This window comes from Oceanobacillus manasiensis, from assembly GCF_000724085.1.
In the GTDB taxonomy this organism is placed as follows: domain Bacteria; phylum Bacillota; class Bacilli; order Bacillales; family Amphibacillaceae; genus Oceanobacillus_B; species Oceanobacillus_B manasiensis.
In genome coordinates this window covers 241,080-261,386 of the sequence record NZ_CCDL010000003.1, presented here as the reverse complement: position 1 = coordinate 261,386, position 20,307 = coordinate 241,080, and the positions used below count along the sequence as shown (strand labels likewise).

The 20,307-nt window shown below is 38.3% G+C and carries 21 protein-coding genes and 1 pseudogene; 8 read left to right on the top strand and 14 right to left on the bottom strand.

The genetic code is table 11. The annotated features are described in order from the left end of the window. The first annotated feature begins 4 nt into the window (after positions 1–4). Complete coding sequence (serA, locus tag BN985_RS14855; protein ID WP_042224398.1) at positions 5–1,591, top strand: phosphoglycerate dehydrogenase; 1,587 nt, start codon at positions 5–7, stop codon at positions 1,589–1,591. 161 nt (positions 1,592–1,752) lie between these two features. Here the strand turns inward: serA and BN985_RS14850 are convergent, their stop codons facing one another. Beyond that, entirely contained in the window at positions 1,753–2,556 is an 804-nt protein-coding gene (locus BN985_RS14850; RefSeq protein ID WP_042224396.1) for an HAD family hydrolase, read from the bottom strand. Positions 2,557–2,701: 145 nt separating this feature from the next. Here BN985_RS14850 and BN985_RS14845 point away from each other — a divergent pair, with 145 nt between their 5' ends. After that, positions 2,702–3,793 (top strand): branched-chain amino acid aminotransferase, encoded by a 1,092-nt coding sequence (locus tag BN985_RS14845; RefSeq protein WP_042224395.1) that lies wholly within the window; start codon positions 2,702–2,704, stop codon positions 3,791–3,793. An 88-nt stretch (positions 3,794–3,881) separates the two neighbouring features. Here BN985_RS14845 and BN985_RS14840 read toward each other — a convergent pair whose 3' ends face one another. The 3 genes from BN985_RS14840 to BN985_RS14830 all read right to left on the bottom strand — a co-directional run bounded on the left by BN985_RS14840 (position 3,882) and on the right by BN985_RS14830 (position 6,351). Further along, complete coding sequence (locus BN985_RS14840) at positions 3,882–5,252, bottom strand: FAD-binding oxidoreductase (RefSeq protein ID WP_042224393.1); 1,371 nt, start codon at positions 5,250–5,252, stop codon at positions 3,882–3,884. A 385-nt stretch (positions 5,253–5,637) separates the two neighbouring features. After that, complete coding sequence (locus BN985_RS14835; protein WP_042224390.1) at positions 5,638–6,063, bottom strand: RDD family protein; 426 nt, start codon at positions 6,061–6,063, stop codon at positions 5,638–5,640. 69 nt (positions 6,064–6,132) lie between these two features. Further along, entirely contained in the window at positions 6,133–6,351 is a 219-nt protein-coding gene (locus BN985_RS14830; protein WP_042224389.1) for a YdbC family protein, read from the bottom strand. A gap of 248 nt (positions 6,352–6,599) precedes the next feature. Here BN985_RS14830 and BN985_RS14825 point away from each other — a divergent pair, with 248 nt between their 5' ends. Continuing rightward, complete coding sequence (locus tag BN985_RS14825; RefSeq protein WP_042224386.1) at positions 6,600–7,376, top strand: SDR family NAD(P)-dependent oxidoreductase; 777 nt, start codon at positions 6,600–6,602, stop codon at positions 7,374–7,376. 72 nt (positions 7,377–7,448) lie between these two features. On the opposite strand, the gene BN985_RS14820 is transcribed toward BN985_RS14825, so the two are convergent. From BN985_RS14820 to csaA, 3 genes are all read right to left on the bottom strand, one after another. Continuing rightward, complete coding sequence (locus BN985_RS14820; RefSeq protein ID WP_042224385.1) at positions 7,449–8,381, bottom strand: DUF4349 domain-containing protein; 933 nt, start codon at positions 8,379–8,381, stop codon at positions 7,449–7,451. Between the two features lie 266 nt (positions 8,382–8,647). Then, the gene (locus tag BN985_RS14815; RefSeq protein WP_052360708.1) at positions 8,648–9,316 is read right to left on the bottom strand and encodes a Dph6-related ATP pyrophosphatase; all 669 of its coding nucleotides are present in this window, start codon (positions 9,314–9,316) and stop codon (positions 8,648–8,650) included. A gap of 19 nt (positions 9,317–9,335) precedes the next feature. Further along, positions 9,336–9,665 carry a chaperone CsaA gene (gene csaA / locus BN985_RS14810; protein WP_042224383.1) on the bottom strand — a complete coding sequence of 110 codons (330 nt, stop codon included), beginning with the start codon at positions 9,663–9,665 and terminating at the stop codon, positions 9,336–9,338. Positions 9,666–9,981: 316 nt separating this feature from the next. On the opposite strand from csaA, the gene fbpA reads away from it, so the two are divergent. Beyond that, on the top strand, positions 9,982–10,140 hold the full coding sequence (gene fbpA, locus BN985_RS14805; RefSeq protein WP_176463549.1) for a Fur-regulated basic protein FbpA: 159 nt from the start codon (positions 9,982–9,984) through the stop codon (positions 10,138–10,140). Positions 10,141–10,408: 268 nt separating this feature from the next. Continuing rightward, a complete protein-coding gene (locus BN985_RS14800) occupies positions 10,409–10,714 on the top strand; it encodes a MerR family transcriptional regulator (RefSeq protein ID WP_042224381.1) in 306 nt (101 codons plus the stop codon). A 105-nt stretch (positions 10,715–10,819) separates the two neighbouring features. On the opposite strand, the gene BN985_RS14795 is transcribed toward BN985_RS14800, so the two are convergent. After that, on the bottom strand, positions 10,820–12,250 hold the full coding sequence (locus BN985_RS14795; protein ID WP_042224379.1) for an MDR family MFS transporter: 1,431 nt from the start codon (positions 12,248–12,250) through the stop codon (positions 10,820–10,822). Positions 12,251–12,640: 390 nt separating this feature from the next. Next, positions 12,641–13,372 carry a hypothetical protein gene (locus BN985_RS14790; protein ID WP_141231381.1) on the bottom strand — a complete coding sequence of 244 codons (732 nt, stop codon included), beginning with the start codon at positions 13,370–13,372 and terminating at the stop codon, positions 12,641–12,643. 266 nt (positions 13,373–13,638) lie between these two features. Here BN985_RS14790 and BN985_RS19090 point away from each other — a divergent pair, with 266 nt between their 5' ends. Then, a complete protein-coding gene (locus BN985_RS19090) occupies positions 13,639–13,788 on the top strand; it encodes a hypothetical protein (RefSeq protein WP_156960150.1) in 150 nt (49 codons plus the stop codon). 199 nt (positions 13,789–13,987) lie between these two features. Here BN985_RS19090 and fosB read toward each other — a convergent pair whose 3' ends face one another. Next, positions 13,988–14,407 carry a metallothiol transferase FosB gene (gene fosB, locus BN985_RS14785; protein ID WP_042224376.1) on the bottom strand — a complete coding sequence of 140 codons (420 nt, stop codon included), beginning with the start codon at positions 14,405–14,407 and terminating at the stop codon, positions 13,988–13,990. A gap of 26 nt (positions 14,408–14,433) precedes the next feature. Continuing rightward, the gene (locus BN985_RS14780; protein WP_042224374.1) at positions 14,434–15,252 is read right to left on the bottom strand and encodes a phosphotransferase family protein; all 819 of its coding nucleotides are present in this window, start codon (positions 15,250–15,252) and stop codon (positions 14,434–14,436) included. A gap of 615 nt (positions 15,253–15,867) precedes the next feature. Between BN985_RS14780 and BN985_RS14775 the strand changes: the two genes are divergently transcribed. Next, positions 15,868–17,367, top strand: a complete 1,500-nt coding sequence (locus BN985_RS14775; RefSeq protein WP_042224886.1) for a DHA2 family efflux MFS transporter permease subunit — start codon at positions 15,868–15,870, stop codon at positions 17,365–17,367. A 49-nt stretch (positions 17,368–17,416) separates the two neighbouring features. Here the strand turns inward: BN985_RS14775 and BN985_RS14770 are convergent, their stop codons facing one another. From BN985_RS14770 to BN985_RS14760, 3 genes and pseudogenes are all read right to left on the bottom strand, one after another. Further along, positions 17,417–17,716, bottom strand: coding sequence for a hypothetical protein (locus tag BN985_RS14770; RefSeq protein WP_042224372.1), 300 nt, complete (start codon positions 17,714–17,716; stop codon positions 17,417–17,419). A gap of 13 nt (positions 17,717–17,729) precedes the next feature. After that, positions 17,730–18,356, bottom strand: coding sequence for a hypothetical protein (locus tag BN985_RS14765; RefSeq protein WP_042224370.1), 627 nt, complete (start codon positions 18,354–18,356; stop codon positions 17,730–17,732). Positions 18,357–18,364: 8 nt separating this feature from the next. Then, positions 18,365–19,078, bottom strand: a pseudogene (locus BN985_RS14760) (nucleoside phosphorylase). Positions 19,079–19,242: 164 nt separating this feature from the next. On the opposite strand from BN985_RS14760, the gene BN985_RS14755 reads away from it, so the two are divergent. After that, positions 19,243–19,695: an ASCH domain-containing protein gene (locus tag BN985_RS14755; protein ID WP_042224369.1), complete on the top strand. Its 453-nt coding sequence runs from the start codon at positions 19,243–19,245 to the stop codon at positions 19,693–19,695. Positions 19,696–20,307: the final 612 nt, after the last annotated feature.

The following is a 20,307-nucleotide window of genomic DNA, read 5'->3' as shown; positions in this document are numbered from 1 at the left end:
CGGCATGGCGTTTAAAGTATTAATTTCAGATCCACTCAGTGAAGAAGGACTACAAGTGCTCAAGCAACATGAAGCTATCCAGTATGAACTTGCAACAGATTTAACATCTGATGAGATACTCGAAAAAATTAGAAACGTAGATGCACTGTTGGTAAGAAGCCAAACACAAGTAACCCGCCAGCTGATAGAAGCCTCTGAAAATCTCAAAATTATTGGCCGTGCTGGTGTAGGAGTTGATAACATTGATCTAAATGCTGCAACAGAGCGTGGAATCATCGTTGTAAATGCACCGAATGGCAATACAAACTCAGCAGCAGAGCATACAATGGCAATGCTGATGGCTCTTTCAAGGAAAATTCCTCAAGCTTATTATTCACTTAAACACCAACAATGGGACCGAAAGAAATATGTTGGGGTAGAATTAAAAAACAAAACATTAGGCGTGATAGGCTTGGGAAGAATTGGTGCAGAGGTTGCATATAGGGCAAAGGGCCAGCGAATGAACATCATGGCATATGATCCTTTTCTAACTGCTGAAAAAGCCGAACACTTAGGGATAGGTTATGGCACCGTGCAAGAGGTATTGCAAGAGGCAGATTTTATTACGGTACATACCCCTCTTCTAAAAGAAACAAAGCATTTATTAAACGCGGAAGCATTTGAGCAAATGAAGCCTGGTGTACAAATCATTAATTGCGCACGCGGTGGAATAATTGACGAAGAGGCGCTTTATCAAGCGATTCTAGAGGGTAAGGTGGCTGGAGCTGCGCTAGATGTATTAGAAGAAGAACCTTTTCAGGACAACAAGCTATTAGATCTCCCACAGGTATTTGCAACTCCCCACCTTGGTGCAAGTACTGTAGAAGCACAAGAGAATGTAGCTGTAGATGTTTGCCAGGATGTGATTCGCTTCTTAACAGGTGATATCGTGCAAAATCCAGTTAATCTTCCATCGGTACCAAAAGAAGTGCTAAACAAAATAGAGCCTTATTTCAACCTTGCAGAAAAATTAGGATCCTTTCTTATCCATCTTGCGCAAGAGGTTATCGAAGAAGTTAATATCTATTACTCTGGTGATTTAGCTGGTGTTGAAACAGCCCCTATTACACGAAACACTGTAAAGGGACTTCTGACAAGACACCTTGGTGAGCATGTTAATGACGTAAACGCCTTATACTTGGCAGAGAAGCGCGGCATTCGCATCCACGAGAATAAAACATCGACAACAAAGGGATTTACTAATTTGCTTACCGTCGAGGTAACTACAAAATCAGAAAAACGTAGTGTTGCTGGTACCCTTCTCAACGGTCTTGGTCCACGTATTGTCAAGGTGGATCATTACAGTGTAGATGTAACACCAAAAGGACATATTTTAATTATTCACCACCGGGATATCCCAGGTGTAATTGGAAAGATGGGATCGTTGCTAGCACAATTTGATATTAATATAGCCACCATGCAGGTAGACCGTGCAGATATTGGAGGAGATGCTGTCATGATGATGACAGTGGATAAACATTTAGAAAAGAGAGAACTTGAGGCGCTAAAGGAATTAACAGAAATTCACCAAGCTACAGCAATTGACTTATAAAGTGAAACGTCAATTGGTGGGAGCCCTCCTTCCCTACCAATTGTTAGTTGAACGAATCGGACCTGGCAGTTGACCCTTCTCATTCTTGAAATAGGGAGCCTACTGCCAGTTAAGGCAGGATATGAAAAAAAGGAAGCTCGTCGATTGAGCTTCCTTTTTTTTTAATCCAATTTAGTATTTTTATTAATATCTTCAATCAGCAAGACAAGCTCACCCAAATTGCTTATTTCAAAAGTAGGCTGTACATCAGTCGGCTTCTTTCCATGATGATTAATCCAAATAGACTGAATCCCAGCTCTAGAAGCACCAAGAATGTCTGTTTTCAAATTATCGCCCACCATGATTGCTTCTTCTCTATTTACAGATAATAATTCTAATGCATGTTCGAAAATAGCTTTGTCTGGTTTCCCCTTCCCAAAAGCACCTGACACTACTATATGGTTAAAATACGGATCTAATTCTGGTGTAAGAGTAAGCTTCGTATGTTGCAGGTCAGGAGAACCATTCGTTAATAACAACAAGGTGTAATGAGGATATAATTTGTCCAGCACCTCAAAGGTTTGCTCAAACACAAAAGGATTTTTTCTCCGCGCCTCAGGAAAAGCTTTTGCAAGCATAGACCCAAACGCAGCATCTCCTACCCCAAAAGACAACAAGGCTTTTGTCCAAACACTCCGCTGGTAATCTGGTGCCAATTCTCTAAGTTTAGTAAACTCCTCCCCTTCATCTTGAAACTGAGCCCATAATCCTTCAAATGGATTAATTCCTATCATCTGCGTAAAAGAATACGTGTCAAAGGAAGCATATTTCTGTCTGGCAATCTCCCGAACTTTTTTCTCAAAGTCTTGAGCATTTATACCATACTTCTCTTGTACCAACTTACAGGTTGTTTCAAAAGCCACCTCTACACTTCTCTTATCCCAAAGCAATGTATCATCTAGATCAAACAGAATCGCTTTTAGCACCCAATCACTCCCTTTTTTCATACATAGACTAATTGAATTATACAATAATATCATAAGCCTGAAAAAACTGAAAATTAAGGGTTGCGTTTATTTGAAATATGGCTTATTATTGAAATTAAAATTTTCACCACAAGGGGATAGTGACATGGAAGAATGGACAGTCGAAGTACATCATAACAACGAGAAAAAAAATAAGCCGAATACAGATCAATTAGAGTTTGGTAGAATCTTTACCGACCACATGTTTATCATGGATTATTCAGAACCAGTTGGCTGGCATGATCCACGTATTGTGCCATATGGTCCTTTAACAATTGATCCGTCGGCAATGACCTTTCATTATGGCCAATCTGTGTTTGAAGGTTTAAAAGCCTACTACACGCCAGAAGGAGATATTCAACTTTTTCGTCCTGAGAAAAATTTACAAAGGCTAAACCGTTCTAATGATCGTCTCTGTATCCCTCCGGTAGATGAAGCATTTGTATTAGAAGCTATTAAGCAACTCGTATTCTTAGATAGGGATTGGATCCCAACTTCAGAGGGAACTTCCCTTTATATTCGGCCATTTATCATTTCATCTGAACCGTTTATCGGGGTAGCGCCATCACACCAATATAAGCTTATTGTCATCCTTTCGCCAGTAGGTGCTTATTACAAAGAAGGCATTAACCCTGTCAAAATAGCTGTTGAGAATCAATATGTGCGTGCTGTAAAAGGAGGCACTGGGGAAGCCAAAACCGGTGGTAACTACGCTGCCAGCCTTAAAGCACAAGAGGTTTGTGCACAAAAAGGTTTCACACAGGTATTATGGCTTGACGGTGTGGAGAAAAAATATATTGAAGAAGTAGGTAGCATGAACGTTTTCTTCAAAATTAACGGAGAAGTCATTACCCCTGAGTTGAACGGAAGTATACTTGAAGGTGTAACACGAAATTCTGTCATTCAACTATTAAACTATTGGGACATTCCAGTGATAGAAAAGAAAATTTCTCTAGATGAACTAGATGAAGCCTATCAAAATGGTACACTAGAGGAAGCTTTTGGAACTGGTACAGCAGCAGTTATCTCCCCTATTGGTCAGCTGAGCTGGGATGATAAAGATCTCATTATTAATGAAGGAAATACGGGGAATGTAGCAAAATCCCTTTATGAAACCTTAACTGGTATTCAGTATGGTAAAGTAGAAGATCCATTCGACTGGATTAAAAAAGTGAATGAAACAAGCGCGGTAAAATGATTATGAGGTAAAGGCTGTTACAGAAATTAATGTCTGTAACAGCCTTTTTTTCTTAAGATCACTCTAGGACTCCCCACTTTTAGAAGGCCTAAGACTTAATATCCACAACTTTCCCTGGGTTAAAGAGGTTCTTTGGATCAAGTGTTGCTTTTATTGCTTGCATAACATCAAGCGCCCCACCATGCTCTTTGCGCTGATATTTTTGTTTACCGATTCCGACACCATGCTCCCCTGTGCATGTTCCCCCTCGTTCTAGGGCATATTGAACGATACGCTCATTTACCATATTTGCCTTTTCCATTTCATTTGGATTCTCTGTATCTACCATTAAAAGAATATGATAGTTGCCATCCCCCACATGTCCAACAATTCCACCTAGTAGACCAGATGAATTAACTGCTTCTCTAGCATCTTTGATCGCCCCTGCTAATTCGGAAATAGGCACACATACATCCGTTACCATTTGCCTTTTCCCTGGATTTCCGTGCAAATAAGCGTAGGCTGCATTATGTCTGGCTTCCCACAGTCGGTTTCTGCCCGCAGTGTCAGACTCAAATGTAAACTCACGACAATTACAATCCTCTATAATTTCCTTCGTAAAAACGACGTCCTGTTCTAATCCCGCTTCGTTTCCGTGAAACTCAAAAAATAGGGTCGGTACTTCTTTGTAATCCGTTTCACTAAATACATTGATTTGCCGCATTGACTGTTCATCCACCAATTCAACTCTTGCTACAGGGATTCCTGCTTGGAGAACACTGATCACAGCTTCAACAGCATGATCGATCGTATCAAATGCAGCTCTTCCCGCCATATTATGTTCAGGAATACCATGTACTTTTAAGGTGAGCTCAGTAAAGCAACCTAATGTACCTTCCGAACCTACAAACAACCCATTTAGGTGATATCCTGAAGATGACTTTGCCGCCATACTCCCTGTATGAATAACATTCCCATTAGGAAGCACGACTTCTAAGTCACGTATATTATCACGCATAATTCCATACTTTACAGAAGTAGTCCCACTCGCATTCGTTGCAGCCATACCACCAAGTGTGGCATCTGCACCAGGGTCTACTGGGAAAAACAAACCATATTTACTCAACTCTTTCTCCAATTGAGTCCTTGTCACTCCAGGCTGTATTTTCACAAGGAAATCTTCTGGACGCACTTCGATTATCTTATTCATCAATGTAAAATCAATCATTATTCCACCTTGATGTGGGATCATACTACCTTCCAAGCTAGTTCCTAGCCCATAAGAAACGATAGGAACTTCCCACTCATCTGCCAACTTAACAATTTGACTCACTTCCTCTGTACTCTCTGGAAAAAGGACTACATCCGGCAAATGAGGAGTATGATACGACTCATCCGAACTATGTTGCTGCAAGACTGTTTCGTTTGTTGACACTCTATCAACAGGGAGGATCTTATTAAGCGCTTCCAAAATTTCCATGTCATCACAACTCCTACTGAACTAATAATCATATAATTTCTATTATTTTCAGTTTATCATATTAGGTAAGAAAAGTGCAGAGCACCGTATTATTGGTCGCCGACTAAGTTCGACCCGTCCTGGGTCAACGCCGGCATGACCCGTATCCTCCGGGCCCACGTAGCGAATGGAGGGAATCCAATTACATTGAGGTAACTTTCAAATGAAATGTAATCTATCACTCTTTTATGAGTTTTGGATTCTATGAATTTGATGAGCTATATTTACTCGGGATTATTCCCAATTTTGAAGTTTATTAGTTTGATGAAATGCTTCTCCTTTTTACAATTGATTACCCCGATGAACTTCTTTTTACTCCATATAAAAAAGCCTCCAAGAAGGAGACTTATTGATCTCGATACACGACACGAGTTTTACAGATCATATCATGTAATGCTTTTTTCTCTTCGTTCCAACCTGCCATCATAAAACCAATAAGCAAAGGAAGCGCGGAAATAACATAACTCAAAAATCTACCAATGGACTTTAGCATACTTATTTGCGTCCCATCCACATTTACTACTTTTATTCTACATGCTAATTTTCCTGGTGATCCCATAAATTTGCTTCCCGTAAAGATAATTACAAATATGATAGAGTAGAAAAAGTTTGCCACAGACTCTGACGTTGTATCTACGTCGTTGTTCCAATAATTCCAGAAGGTTTCATCACCAATTAACAGTGCTATAATTGCTGCGAGTAAAAGAATAAGCACACCATCAATTAAATTAGCAAGAAATCTTATCCAAAAACCAGCTGGCTTATTATCCATAAGCTCCCTCCTTTTAAATTTATTTCTCTTAAGTCCTACTATGCGAGTCATTCTGCATTTACAGATACGCTAGGATTTATTAGTTAATGCTTCTTTTAAAGAAGATAGCTCCTCTTCTGACAGCGTGACCCCTTTCCCCATCTTTTCTTTGTCTGGAGCCCAATCCCTAATGTCATACTTCGGATCTCTTCCATTCCAGCTAATGAAATTTAATTCTTTCGTCCATCCCTTTGGAGATTCAGATAAGACGGCAATTGTTTCGATTATTTCAAACTTTAATTCAGCCACTTTTTTTTCACCTCTTTTTTTATAGTGCTCTTCAAAGCGTTATGTATCTTTGGTGGTTGGTATATGTTTTTCCACTTTTTGGATTGCCTAAAACAGAAATTCCGGCAAATATTCCTTTATTCTACCTCCCTCCTCCCCAAGCAATCTACACTTCAAGGCCTGAAAAGAGGTTTCCTGTAGTTCATTCTGGGAAAAGACCTATATAGACAATAGTACAATCGTATCACAAAGTACTTAAGGAAGAAATTATGTCACAAATAACCTTTCAAAGAAAAACAGCCTTTGTAACAGGGGCAGCTTCTGGGATTGGTCTAGCAATCACCAGACAATTGCTTGAAAATGGTTCTACGGTCGTTGGAGCAGATCTAAATGAAGACAGGTTGAAAGAACTAGAAGTAGAACTTGGCTCCTCTTTTAATGGGAAAAAGTTAGATGTGACCAAAGAAGCAGAACACGAAGAAGTAATTTCAAGTATTGTTAAAGAACATGGCAAACTCGACTTCGCATTTAACGTAGCTGGGGCAAATAAGTCTGGTACAATTACTGATCTCTCTTTAGATGACTGGAATTTTACTGTTGACTTAATATTAAATGGTGTGTTCCTAGGCATGAAACACCAAGCTAGACAAATGAAAAAACAAGAACATGGAGGGTCTATTGTAAACGTTTCTTCTCTTAATGCACATGTACCAATGTATACGGGATCAGCTTATGCATCTGCTAAAGCCGGGGTAGAAATGCTTACAAAAAATGGTGCCTTGGAACTTGCACGTGACAATATAAAAGTAAACGCCATCCTACCTGGTTTAGTAAATACCCCATTAGTGGACGACTTCAAAAGTGAAGAGATTTTTGAGTCATTTATGGAACGTATTCCTATGAAACGTGCTGCTGAACCAGAAGAAGTAGCTAAGCCAGCTCTTTTCCTTGTAAGTGAAGGTGCAAGCTATATAAACGGAGCGAGCCTTCTAGTAGACGGAGCATGGGCAGTTAGCGGCTATCCAGATCTTAGTAAATTTTTCTAAAATCACTACCCAATAACTCAACCAATAAAAGAAGCCGAACTAACTTGTACGTTCGGCTTCTTTATGATTAACCTACTCTTCCTTATTTTCTTCCTTGGAGGGCTTCGTCTTCTTTCGCACAACCCACCAGACGATAGCTGCAATTCCAGCCAGCGGAATGAGAATTGGAAGGTTTCCTGCTATGAATACAAATAACCCAGAAAGCATAGCTAAGATGACATTAATGCTCTTTAAAAACTGCTGTTTGGTTTTTTCCCAGGTGTTAAGTTCATCCTCACTCAAGCCTGTGATATTAACATTATTTTCTTCAATGTTAATTTGTACTGTTGCTAAGTCTGTTCTGTTTTGTAAATAATTCATTCTACCAGTAACTTGTTCAATTTCTTCTTGTACTTCTGCTAGATCATTTGAAATTGTCAACAGGTCTTCTGTTTTTTCAGCCTGTTCCATGAAGGACAAAAGGCGTTCTTCCACAACACGCTTGGACTTTAAGCGAGACTCCAAATCAACGTATTCCTCTGTCACATCCTGGCCAGATACATTGCTTTCTAGAATCTTTCCAGAACCTTCCTCTATCAGTTGAATAAATTCATGAAATCGCTCTTGGGGGATTCTCGCTGTTATATTGCCATTAGTAGAACTCTCTTCAGAGTAGTCATAGGTAGAAGATTCCACGATATATCCGCTAAAAGCAGCCACTTGTGATTCAATTTCATTTACTGCTTGTTGGTAATTTTTCACCTCTAGTCTTAAACTACCTGTATATATAATTTTTCTCTCTTCAACTTCAACTTCCTTCTCTTCTACCGCTGAACTCCCTTCATCGCCATTTTCTATTGATTGCTCGCCCCCAGCTTCTGATGATTCAGTATCTTGTCTTTCCGCTTCATCCATGGATTCAAAAGATTCCGTCGCACTGTCTGATTCACCGATGTTCTCTTGTTCATTACTACACGCGGTTGCAAATAAAACTACCCCTAACAAAATCCATATCGCTTTCTTCACTGTCCAACCCCCATTCAAATAAGTAATCTTTTATACTTAGACGGAATGGCGTGTAAAAGGTTACATTTATGTTACAAAAAGATTAAACAAAACAGCCAGGGTATATATAAGACTCATAACAAAAAAGACAATGAGAAACACCGAGAGCGGCTTTGGAAGTCTTTTGTGAAAGTAAATTATAAAGAGACCAATGAACAGATGTATAATTAAAAACCAACCTAAACTCATTTAAAAACCCTTTCCAATATCCTTTCCATCATAAATTTCTATCCTAAGAAAATATCTGTATGTGCAAATTTCCCGTCATGTGTAAGGAATTGCTCCCCTTTTTTAATTGAGAGTGGATACTGAAAAATGGGGCCATCATAGACAAAGGTGTGAAATTCTCCGTTTTCTCCGCAAGGATCTACTTTCGCAGGCAACTTATGTATGAACTCATAATTGAATTCATGTCCGACTAACTCCGATGGCAACACCGAACTGTCGATAGTTGTCACGATAGCTTTAAACCCATCATCAATAAATTGCTCGGCTACATGTGCGGTACTCATTTTCCATAATGGATAATAACCCACCATTTGGTGCTTGTTTAACAAAATTTCTCGGTATGCCTTTATATCTTCGAGTAGCAAATCAGCATAAGCAATTTGGTGAATCCCTTCAAGTTTAAAAGCTTTAAACTGCTCTCCCATTATTTTTTCATACTCCTTATTTGATACACTTTCAGGCATTTCAATTTTATACATTGGGAGGTTTAAAGAAGAAGCCTGTGCGTCAAGTAAATCTTCAGTTATTTCATGTATGGGTAGTCGACCACTTGCTTCAGAAATAGTGGACAATAATCCAACCACCCGATATTCTGCAGATCGTCTTAATTCGTGAAGCGCATAAGCACTGTCTTTTCCCCCGCTCCATGAAACGATAATATCCAGCACATTTATCCTCCTTCCTCAATCATGAAACTTTCGTACCGTTTGGAAGAACTTCATCAGGCCCTAACAGGACTACATCTCCGTCTTCTGGGACCCCACCGATCACCAAAACTTCTGACTTGTAACCAGCAACACGCATCGGCGGAAAATTCACAACCGCTGTTACTTGTCGACCAACTAAAGAGTGTGGTTCATATCGGTTCGTTATTTGCGCCGAAGACTGTTTTATCCCTAGCTCTCCAAAATCAATTTCCAATTTAATTGCAGGCTTACGTGCTTCAGCGAAGTTTTCTGCTTTCACAACTGTTCCGACCCTAATATCCAATTTCATAAAATCATCTATTGTTGCCATTCATCATCTTCCTCCTTCAATATGCTCTCCCATATTTATTTCTAGATAGATTAAAGAAATTCCTACCTATTTGCAATTTCAAAATTCAATACCATAACATATAATTATTACAGAAACATGGTGCCTTATTTCCTGAAAGAATAAAAGCTTACCTCAAAACACCTGTTTTTCGAGTTCTTTGTAAGATTTTCTAACACGATACATGACACCAAATGGAAACTGGCTTAATCTTGGAATAATCATTGATGCAGATAGCAGTTTCTGAACCATGTTACTACGCATTATATAAAGAAATCTAGTCATGGAGGTGTCATACATGCTCATGAAAAACCAGCTTCGTGAAGCTGTTGAAGAAATGAAGCAATACTACATCGAAAAACTAGTCGAAGTTGATGCATTTAAAAATAAGAAAAAAGCCCCCTCAGCACACACACTAAGCGAACTTGAAAAAATGTATAAGCACTACCAGTTATAAAGTGAACTCCATGTAGTAGGGGCTCCCCTGCTAGTTGAACGAATCGGACCTTTACGGGCAGTTGATACCCCACTTAGAATACTTGTGTCCTTTTCATCTTCTGAAAGCGAGGCTTACTATAAATAAGAGCTGGATCAACGTACGAGATGCTACCTCGAGAGGTGGTTTCTCGTACTTTTATGCTTAACAGTAATCTTTATCTCTTATGTTAGTTTTTCTAACATATTAAACCTAATCATGTATAATAGTAAGCAGGGGAGGGAAAACCTTGGTTTCTTATAAAGATAAGAAGGTAGTCACAATTGGCATTGTAAATGAACTAACAGGATTATCTGAGCGTAAAATACGCTATTACGAGGAGCGGGGGCTAATTTTCCCAGATAGAACCAAACGGGGAACAAGGAAATATTCCTTCGCTGATATTGAACTCCTTATGAAAATTGCTGATAAGCGAGAGGAAGGCGTACAAACAAGCGAAATTAAAAATGATATGATGCGGGAAAAAAGAAAAAAAGACCTGCGGGAAGAAATGCTTCGCGGTCAGTTAAATGCCCATTTCAATAGGCATAAATGACCTTTCCTCCGCAAGCTTTTTTAACTGAAACTAGAATAAAACGTTTTTTACGTCAAATTCTTTTACTTATCATTCGTCTATTTTATTTACAAGTATTTGCAGCATTTAACTTCCTATCTTAATTTTCTTCCCTTCACCTTCTGGACGGGATCCTTTAAGGAAAAAGGCCAAGATGAGACCAATAATTGCCGTGATCCCTGCAACAATAAACGACATATTCACACCATGTATCATGCCATTTACCCCTTGATCAGGTAATGCAGTCGTCGTCATAACGGTAACGAGCAATGCCGTCCCAACCGCGCCCGATACCTGCCTCATCGTATTATTCATCGCTGTACCATGCGGTATAAGATTTGAAGGCAACTGGTTCAACCCAGCTGTTGTTACGGGCATCATTACCATGGCAACCCCAATCATCCTAAACACATTGACTACAGTTAAATACATAAAGGTTGTTTGTTCATCTAAGTTCGTAAACATAAAGGTAGTAATAACAAGGATGGACAGTCCGATAATCGCAAGCCATCTCGCCCCGAATTTATCAAAGAGTCTACCTGTTATTGGATTCATGATCCCCATTAGTAAAGCACCAGGCATTAGCATGAGGCCAGATTCAAAGGCTGTAAAACCAAGCATATTTTGCATTAGTAACGGTAATATTACTGCACCGCCGATCATGGCCACAAATACAACCATTCCGAGCGCTGTGGTAAGAGTGAATATTTTATATTGGAAAATACGAAATTCCAAAATTGGATGCTCCAGTTTTAATTGTCTTAGTATAAACCATGTTAAGGCTACCACTCCTACAATCATAGATAATACTACTTGAATGCTTCCCCAACCGCTATTCCCTGCAGTACTAAAGCCAAATAATAATCCACCAAAACCTAATGTGGAAAGCATGATGGATAAGACATCTAATTTAGGAAAAGTTTGCTTTGTAATATTTCTAAGAATAAAGTAAGCTACAATAATGTCAATTACCACAATAGGTAGTATCACATAAAACAAGCTTCTCCAAGGAAATTGTTCTACAAGCCAACCAGAAAGTGTTGGACCTATAGCTGGGGCAAACGCAATAATTAACCCAAACATCCCCATAGCAGATCCTCTTTTTTCAATAGGGTAGATTAAGAACAAAATGGTCTGCATTAAAGGCATAATGATTCCAGCGCCTGCTGCTTGGGCAACTCTTCCTGCCATTAAAAAGCCGAAGTTTGGAGCAATAGCACAAATAACTGTACCTAAAGCAAAAACCCCCATTGCTGTTAGAAATAATCCTCTTGTTGTAAAACGTTCAATCAAAAATGCTGTAATAGGAATCATAATACCGTTTACTAGCATGAAGATAGATTGTAACCACTGTGCTGTATTTGCATTTAAATTTAAGTCGGCCATAATGTGCGGAAGGGCTGTAGCAAGTAATGTTTGGTTCAAAATAGCTACAAAAGCCCCGGAAATTAATACGATTAATAAAGGTATCTTATTAAAAGATTCCTCTGAATGGTTTGTTCCTTGGTCTATCGCCATACCTATTCCTTCTTTCTACAATATTTCTCTATAAAAGCTTCTATCCTCTTTCATATTGCTGTAAACATAATTACAGCTTATACAAATGAGAAAAGTAACACGAAACATGGTAACACACACTTTTGAATGGAAAAAATATAATGTTTACAAATGAGAAATTTTGGTTATATATACTTTATATCTGCATATAATGTGTAATCGGCTAAAAATAGTTACGATTTTTTATAAAAATCAACAAAGAATGGAGCGATAAACATGAGAAAACGTTTAGCATTTGTACGAATTGGGGCTTTTTTTGTATTAGTCTCCATTATCGTTACCAACACAATGTAATCATGTAATCACAAAAACTTAGCAAGCTCCTTGTCCCATGACAAGGAGCTTTTGTTGTTAATGGTGAAACATGTCCGACTTATCACCAAATGGGTATAGCTTATTTTCCTTTGCCTCCGCAGCATGCTCATTAATAATTTCCTGGAATAGTTGCTCCGAGTTTTTATCCCCTAGATCTAGACCAAGCTCCTTTGCCGTATCATAAATCTTTGTTTCTCTTATCTTTTCTTTAAGTTCATGCGGGTCTTTCCCCTCTGTTTCAATCCCTAGTTCTGTTGCCTCATTCTTAACCATCTGAAAGAACACAGCTTCTCTTAACTCTTCCGTCTCTTTTCCATCTGAGTTGATTCCAAGCTTCGCTGCTTTTCTTACCAACATTTCTTTATAGACTTCTTTAGCTAACACTTTCGCTTCCTTACCATCTGTTTCTATACTAAATTCTTTTGCCTTTTCCATGACCTTTTGTTGATGTATTTCTTTCTTTAACTCTTCTATTGTTTTTCCTTCTGTACTAATGCCCATTTCATCTGCCATATTATAAACTTTCTTTTTAAAGACTTCTTCCGCCAATGCCTGAAGCTCTTTTCCCTCTGTTTCTATACCAAGCTCTTTAGCTTCCAATAATATTAGAGGCTTGTATTTTTCAAGACTCTCTTTGTTATGGTGATCCTTATTAACCTCCATACTCCATGTGTCATTACCATGAGAAGCAGCCGAAGCAGGAGTTGCTAACCAAGTTAGCGCGATCATCACAGCAGTTGCAACTAGAACGTAAAATTTGTTTTTCATTTTCATTCATCCCTCACCTAATTTAGAAGTTATGTTCGTAACCATATTGTTCCCAGTCAGTCTAAAATAATGAATGTTTAAAAGAGATAGCTTTACGTTCCTTCTTTAGAGTTTTTGTTCATTATTAACAATCTGCATCAGTCTATTAATAACTTCATTAATTAAACCTTATTGCACCAAAGTCTGTATTACCACTAGCTTTTTTCTATTGTTTTTCTCAAAGTGTGGGAGTATAATGAATCATCATTAGAAGGGAGATAAGTAAAATGAGAAAGATTACAAGGGGAATTTCTAAATTTTTTGTAGCCAATTTGACTGTTGCCTTCGCTATGATGCTCTTGCCTGTATTTTTAATCACAGACAACGTGGCAGCATTTGAAGCAATCATGGATTACTTATTTAACAAAGAAAGTTAAAGAGCTAATAATTCCACGTATTTTACAGATAGCTTTTAGTAATTTTAATCGATGTGTAAGCTTTTTTTATTTCTAGGGACTTTAAAATTTTGACTACGTTTAAGTTTTCTAGCCAAAATTTTCCCTAACATGAAATAAAAGCGCAGGACTTCAAAGCAGTTTCTTTGAATAGAAGTCCCGCACTTCTTATTTTTTCTTTTCAGTAAAAGTTCATATGTGGCTTTTCCTGCTTGTAATACTGCATACGATCTTCCAAACTCCCTGTATGAAATTCAAATTTATGACCATCAGGGTCTGTAAAGTAAATGGATTGCTTATCACGTTCGTCTCTTTTCCTACCTGGAAGAATGTTTACTCCGAGATCTTTAAGCCTTCTATATAGCACTTCATATTCTTCATCCTCTATGGTGAAAGCAATATGTGTGTAAGACAGATGAATTTCATTACGAGGAATGTTTTCTTCTACATTTAATGCCAACCATAATCCATCTAAATCGAAATATGCTGTCCTTCTCCCCTTTAACAATAATCTCGCTCCAAAGACCTGTTCATAAAATAAAATTGAACTTTCTAAATTAGATACAGAAAAAAGCAAATGATTTATTTTTCCTAGCTTCATTACGATTTCCCCCTCTTTTTAAGCCACTAATCGATCGCTAATTCTCTTGATAACCTCAGATTAGCCCAATTTAAATAAGGTACCAATTCGTCCCTTTCCTTCTTACCTCCGTAATATCCATCCAGCCAAGCTTCTCTAAATTTCCTTACCAATACATGGTCTAGACCGAGATGTCTTCTCGCTTCCTCTGTGTTTAGTATGGAATAAGTTCTCGCTAGATCATATCTGTAATCTCCAGTTGATGCGTTGACCCAATCAAGTACTGCTGTTATTTTGTTATTCTCTGCAAGAACATTTAATGGATGAAAATCCATATGTAAAAACTTGATTATCTCGTTATTGGAGTAATTTGCTATTTCGTAAAGTTCCTTCTCTTTATCGGTTTGTGGATCAAGCCACTGTGACTTTCTATTATAATACGGCATAACGCTGTGTAGTCTGTGTTGCATTCTCCCGAAGTTATAGCCAAGTCCAGAGGCGTCTTTTGGGCTAGCTAAAAGCTCTTCCAATACTGTCCTTCCCCTCGCCCATTCCATTATCATGACAGCATGCTTATCCACTATTCTAACATCTTGAACAATCGGTACAGGAATGCCTTTATCCATGGCAACGGTAATGAATTTTTCTTCCTGCCTAAACTGTTCCAATCTGTCCTCAGGGAGAATTCGTACGGCGTACGCCTCCCCAGTCAAAGTTCCCACTTTAAAAACAACGCTATCTCTCCCGCCTTTTATTCTTTTATAGTTTGATATCCTACCAAGGTTTAGTTGTAGCAGTAGATTTTCCAAGCTTTCTAACCCCTTTTGTTTTATCTCTTTCATTACTTTTTCTATATTTCTATCCAATTTCCTCCCCGGAAAAAAAGTGACGGCCATAGCTAAATGATTAAATATTATAAAAAACTCGAGTAAATGTGTACATCTGATAATGGAGAAATCCTAAATTTACCTGCTTCGTCATTCCCTCCTGTCTAAACTTCATACTTTCCTAATGCACAAAAAAGGAACTGACTTTTTTGTCAGCTCCTCTTCACTCTTACCTCTTGTTGGACTTGCCTTTTCTTTTATTCATATATTTTCGCACCATAGGGTAAATAATCGGTCCATACTTAACTAACTTACGAAGTAATCGTTTCATGTTCAGCCTCCAGTATTGAGTATTCTTTAAAAATATATTTCCTTTTCTCAACCAAACCTAAACCAACTCCGTTTATAATACCTTTCCCCAGCTCCCATAGAAAAATGAGCACCAAGATACGACAACTATAAACAATATTTTATAACAAGAGTACAAATTCTTCACCTTGATATAAACACTAACATTAAAGTGTTTTCGTACTAAAAATTTTTTACCATTGATTTATTTGGACTGTCGGTATAAAATATATAAATGCTATCAAAAAAAGAAAGAAGGAATCATGATTGGAAACAAACAAACTTCATGAAAAACCACCTTATGGAATGATTGCTATATTGTTTATCGGTGCGTTTGTATCTATACTTAACGAAACATTGCTGAACGTAGCCCTTCCATCCATAATGGAAGAATTTGAAGTCAAAGCAACCGCTGTTCAATGGCTATCTACTGGTTACATGCTAATTAATGGGATCCTTATTCCGGCAAGTGCCTTTTTTATCCAACGTTTTACGAATAAAAGTTTATTTATAACCGCAATGGCCTTGTTTACGGTCGGAACTTTGACTGCAAGCCTAGCCCCAACATTTGGTGTATTGCTGGCTGCCCGAATGATTCAAGCCTCAGGCTCTGCAGTGATGATGCCATTATTAATGAATGTCATGCTAACAGCTTTCCCTGTAGAAAAACGAGGAGCTGCGATGGGAACATTCGGACTTGTTATGATTGTTGCTCCTGCTATAGGTCCAACATTATCCGGTTGGGTCATCGAGCATTATAGCTGGAGAACATTATTTAATATCGTTCTACCTTTTGCTATTTTTACGCTTTTATACAGTATTTTCAAACTGAAAAATATTACCCCACAACGTAAAATTAAACTTGATGTCATGTCTATAATCCTATCAAGTCTAGGTTTTGGTGGATTACTTTATGGTTTCAGTACAGCTGGAGAAAATGGATGGAATGATCCTTTAGTTTATGGCACCATTGTCATTGGAGTAGTTTCCGTGGTTGGGCTAATCATTCGTCAATTAAACATGGATGTTCCAATGCTTGAGTTTCGGATTTTCAAATATCCTATGTTTGCATTATCCTCTGCCATTTCAATAGTGTTGGCAGTTGCAATGTTTTCAGGAATGATTCTAATGCCGATATATGTTCAAACAATTAGAGGTATATCGCCAATGGATTCAGGTTTGCTCATGCTACCAGGTGCTATATTAATGGGAATCATGTCACCAATAACCGGGAGATTGTTTGACAAATATGGCGCGCGCATATTAGCGCTTATAGGTTTAACCATTACCATTGCTACAACGTATTCCTTTAGTAAACTTAGTATGGATACAAGCTATGGAACAATCATGTTAATATATACAATTCGCATGTTTGGTATGTCCATGGTTATGATGCCGATTATGACCAACGGCTTGAACCAATTACCAATGAAAGCAAATCCGCACGGAACTGCAATGAACAACACATTACAACAGGTTTCTGGCGCAATTGGTTCTGCCCTATTAATTACGGTAATGAATAATCGTACGGAAACAAAAGCAACAGAACTTACTGCTTCGGTGGATCCAAGTACTGTAGCCACTCAACAAGCAGCTGCAGAAGTCCAAGCAGATATTTTAAATCAGTCTATGCTTAATGGAATTAATTTCAGTTTCTTGGTGTCAACGTTTATTGCTATTTTAGCACTAGTATTGGCATTCTTTATTAAACGATTTCATACTCCAACCACCAACACTGAAAAAAAGGAACCAAATGAAGAGAAAGATGGTATATTGAACCAGCCTACTGTCGCTACAGAATCCTAAACATATAAAAAATCCCCTGTTCTAGCCGCATGGCAAACAGGGGATTTTTTTAGCCTAATATATATTTCAGTGGCAATGGCAAGAGAATACATAATACTGAAGCACTTACTAATACAGCCGTCATACGGTGGGGCAGCTTTTTTCGCCCCTTCCCTTTATACCAACCAGAGAACTGAAAACTATTACGATACAATACAAAGATAGCAATATAGATTCCTAAACCACCAATCCAGCGATACTCTTCAATACCGCCATAAACCTGGTATATGTGGTTTAATATTACCCAAATGACACCACCAAGAAACAGAAAAATAAAAACGATTCGGATTAATTCTAGTATGACCCGCACCTTTGCTCACTCCTTATTCTGGACAACCTTCTTCTCCTACATTACAGTCCATTAAAGTTGCCTTTAAGATAAAGACATGTTCATAGGACGTAGCCCTTTTTAGATCCTCTTCTGTTTCGATATGAACCGGTGTGCCAATGGTTTCTTGATTACTTTTAACCATTGAACCAATAACGGATTCCTTGTTTATCTCTAAACTTGGCCCAACTAAACTTCCTGCAATACCGGACATATCTTCCATCTTCGGCAAGCCTTCATCCACAGTCGAACTGGCCATTCCATTCTCTGTCATAATCGCGGCAACCCATTTTTCCTGGCCACTAGGTGGTGTGTTCAAAAATACGAGCCTCGCCTCTGACTCTTCTTCTACATCGACGCTAAAAGAGAGATTCACAATGGTGTCCACAAGCTCTCCTTCTTGATAGTAGTCTACCTTTAAACGGACCGCTTTTGCATTTTTATTTAAAATTTCTACATCATAAACAAAGACGTTTTCGCTAACCAAATTTGTTAGATTGCGTTCGTAATCCGTAAGCTCTCCTTCCTCAATAAGCGCATCCTGATTTTCTTGATTTGAGCAAGCTGCAACCAGACTAAGCAAACTTAATAAAATCAATATATTTATTTTTCTTCTTAACAACCCTTACCCTACTTTCCTAAACTACTAAGATATAAAGCTATTTCCCTTATTCTCTTATCAGTTCTCTCTTCAATTTGTTCATAGTCAGCTATACGAGAATAAAATGTTTCTCCCTGTATCAAATGGTCAGAGAGATTAAGTAAACCAACAGCACGGCGATTGTATTTTCTGGCGACTGCAAAGGTCGTGGCTGTCTCCATGTCAACACCAATAAATCCTTTTTTAGACCAATCCTCAACTAGCTCTGTCGTCTCCATTAACATCGCACTTGTGGTATATATATTACCAGTTACATAGCTCTAATTCTTTTCTTCACAATAAGCTATTGCTTCTTTTACTAACTGAGGATCTGCATATACTATATCTTGTTCAGATAAATACCATCGGGAAACCCCGTCCTCCATATAAGCACCTGTTACAATAAAGATGTCTCCATAGGACGATTGCTTTGAAAGGCCTCCAAAATATCCCGTTTGGATCATTATTTCTGTACCGAGCATAGCAAAGCGGTGCGCAATCATGGCCGCCTGAGGACCTCCAAAGACATTGGCGAACCCTATTCTTGTTTGAGCGTATTTCCCCGTAATGGCATTCCATGATGGGATCCATTGCTCTTGCTCCAATAATTTTTTCCATATTTGTAGATTCCATGCATGTTCCCATTCGCCATGCAAGATAAGAGAGGCAGGAATCTGTTTTTCGTTAATATGTAAGGCTTCCATCCAGTCTTCTTTTGTAAATTCTCCATATAGTTTCATAGATTAACCCCTAAACTTAGTCTTAATTATAACTATTCGCTTTTTGTTTTACAATTTCCTTTTTTTAATAAATTTCTTGGTGTATGCTTAATCAAGGTCAATTGATTGTTAGTTTAGGAGGTAATTATATGAATACTGCAGCACAAGTATATTGGAATGAATTTTGGGAAACACAAAACCAACCAAAACCACATACAGTCGAAGTTTGGCAATTCGGAGCTGATTCAGATTATTTAGCACAGCTAGTAATAGATGGGACAAAAACAGCTACATGCTCGGCTTACGTATTTTATGAATTGGAAAAAGAGCCCTTACCGGCAATTGAGGATTATAGCATTATATTAAACTCTAAGGATGAGCCCGTAGCTATCATTAAGACAGTTAAGGTGGATATTATGCCAATGAATGAAGTACCTGAGGAGTTTGCTATTGCGGAAGGTGAAGGAGATAGAACCTATCAGTATTGGAAAGAAGCGCACGTGAAATTCTTTACAGAAGAATTGCAACGGCTTGATCGTGAATTCTCTGAGGATATGCTGTTAGTCTGTGAGCGGTTCGAACTAGTGCATGTTAAGGAATAGTGTGATTTCATCCTTTATTTAATGTTGGTTGCCTGGATGACGTGCAGTTTACTTGGATTTCTATGGTGTTTTGCACTTCATAGCACCGATGACGTGCAGTTTACTTGGATTTCTAGGGCGTTTTGCACTTCATAGCACCGATGACGTGCAATTCACTTGGATTTCTATGGCGTTTTGCACTTCATAACATCGATGACGTGCAATTCACTTATATTTCTATGGCGTTTTGCACTTCATAGCACCGATGACGTGCAGTTTACTTGGATTTCTATGGCGTTTTGCACTTCATAGCACCGATGACGTGCAATTCACTTATATTTCTATAGCGTTTTGCACTTCATAACATCGATGACGTGCAGTTTACTTGGATTTCTATGGCGTTTTGCACTTCATAACACTGATGACGTGCAGTTCACTTATATTTCTATGGCGTTTTGCACTTCATAACATCGATGACGTGCAATTTACTCCGGCCTCTTTTGCTTTTTGACTTTCATCACCTCGATGAATTCTACTACACTCCGATCTCTTCCGCTTCTTGAAGTCACATTACACTTGAGCACCACACCCCCGAAACGAATAAAAACATGCTTAAGGTTACTTACGTAAACC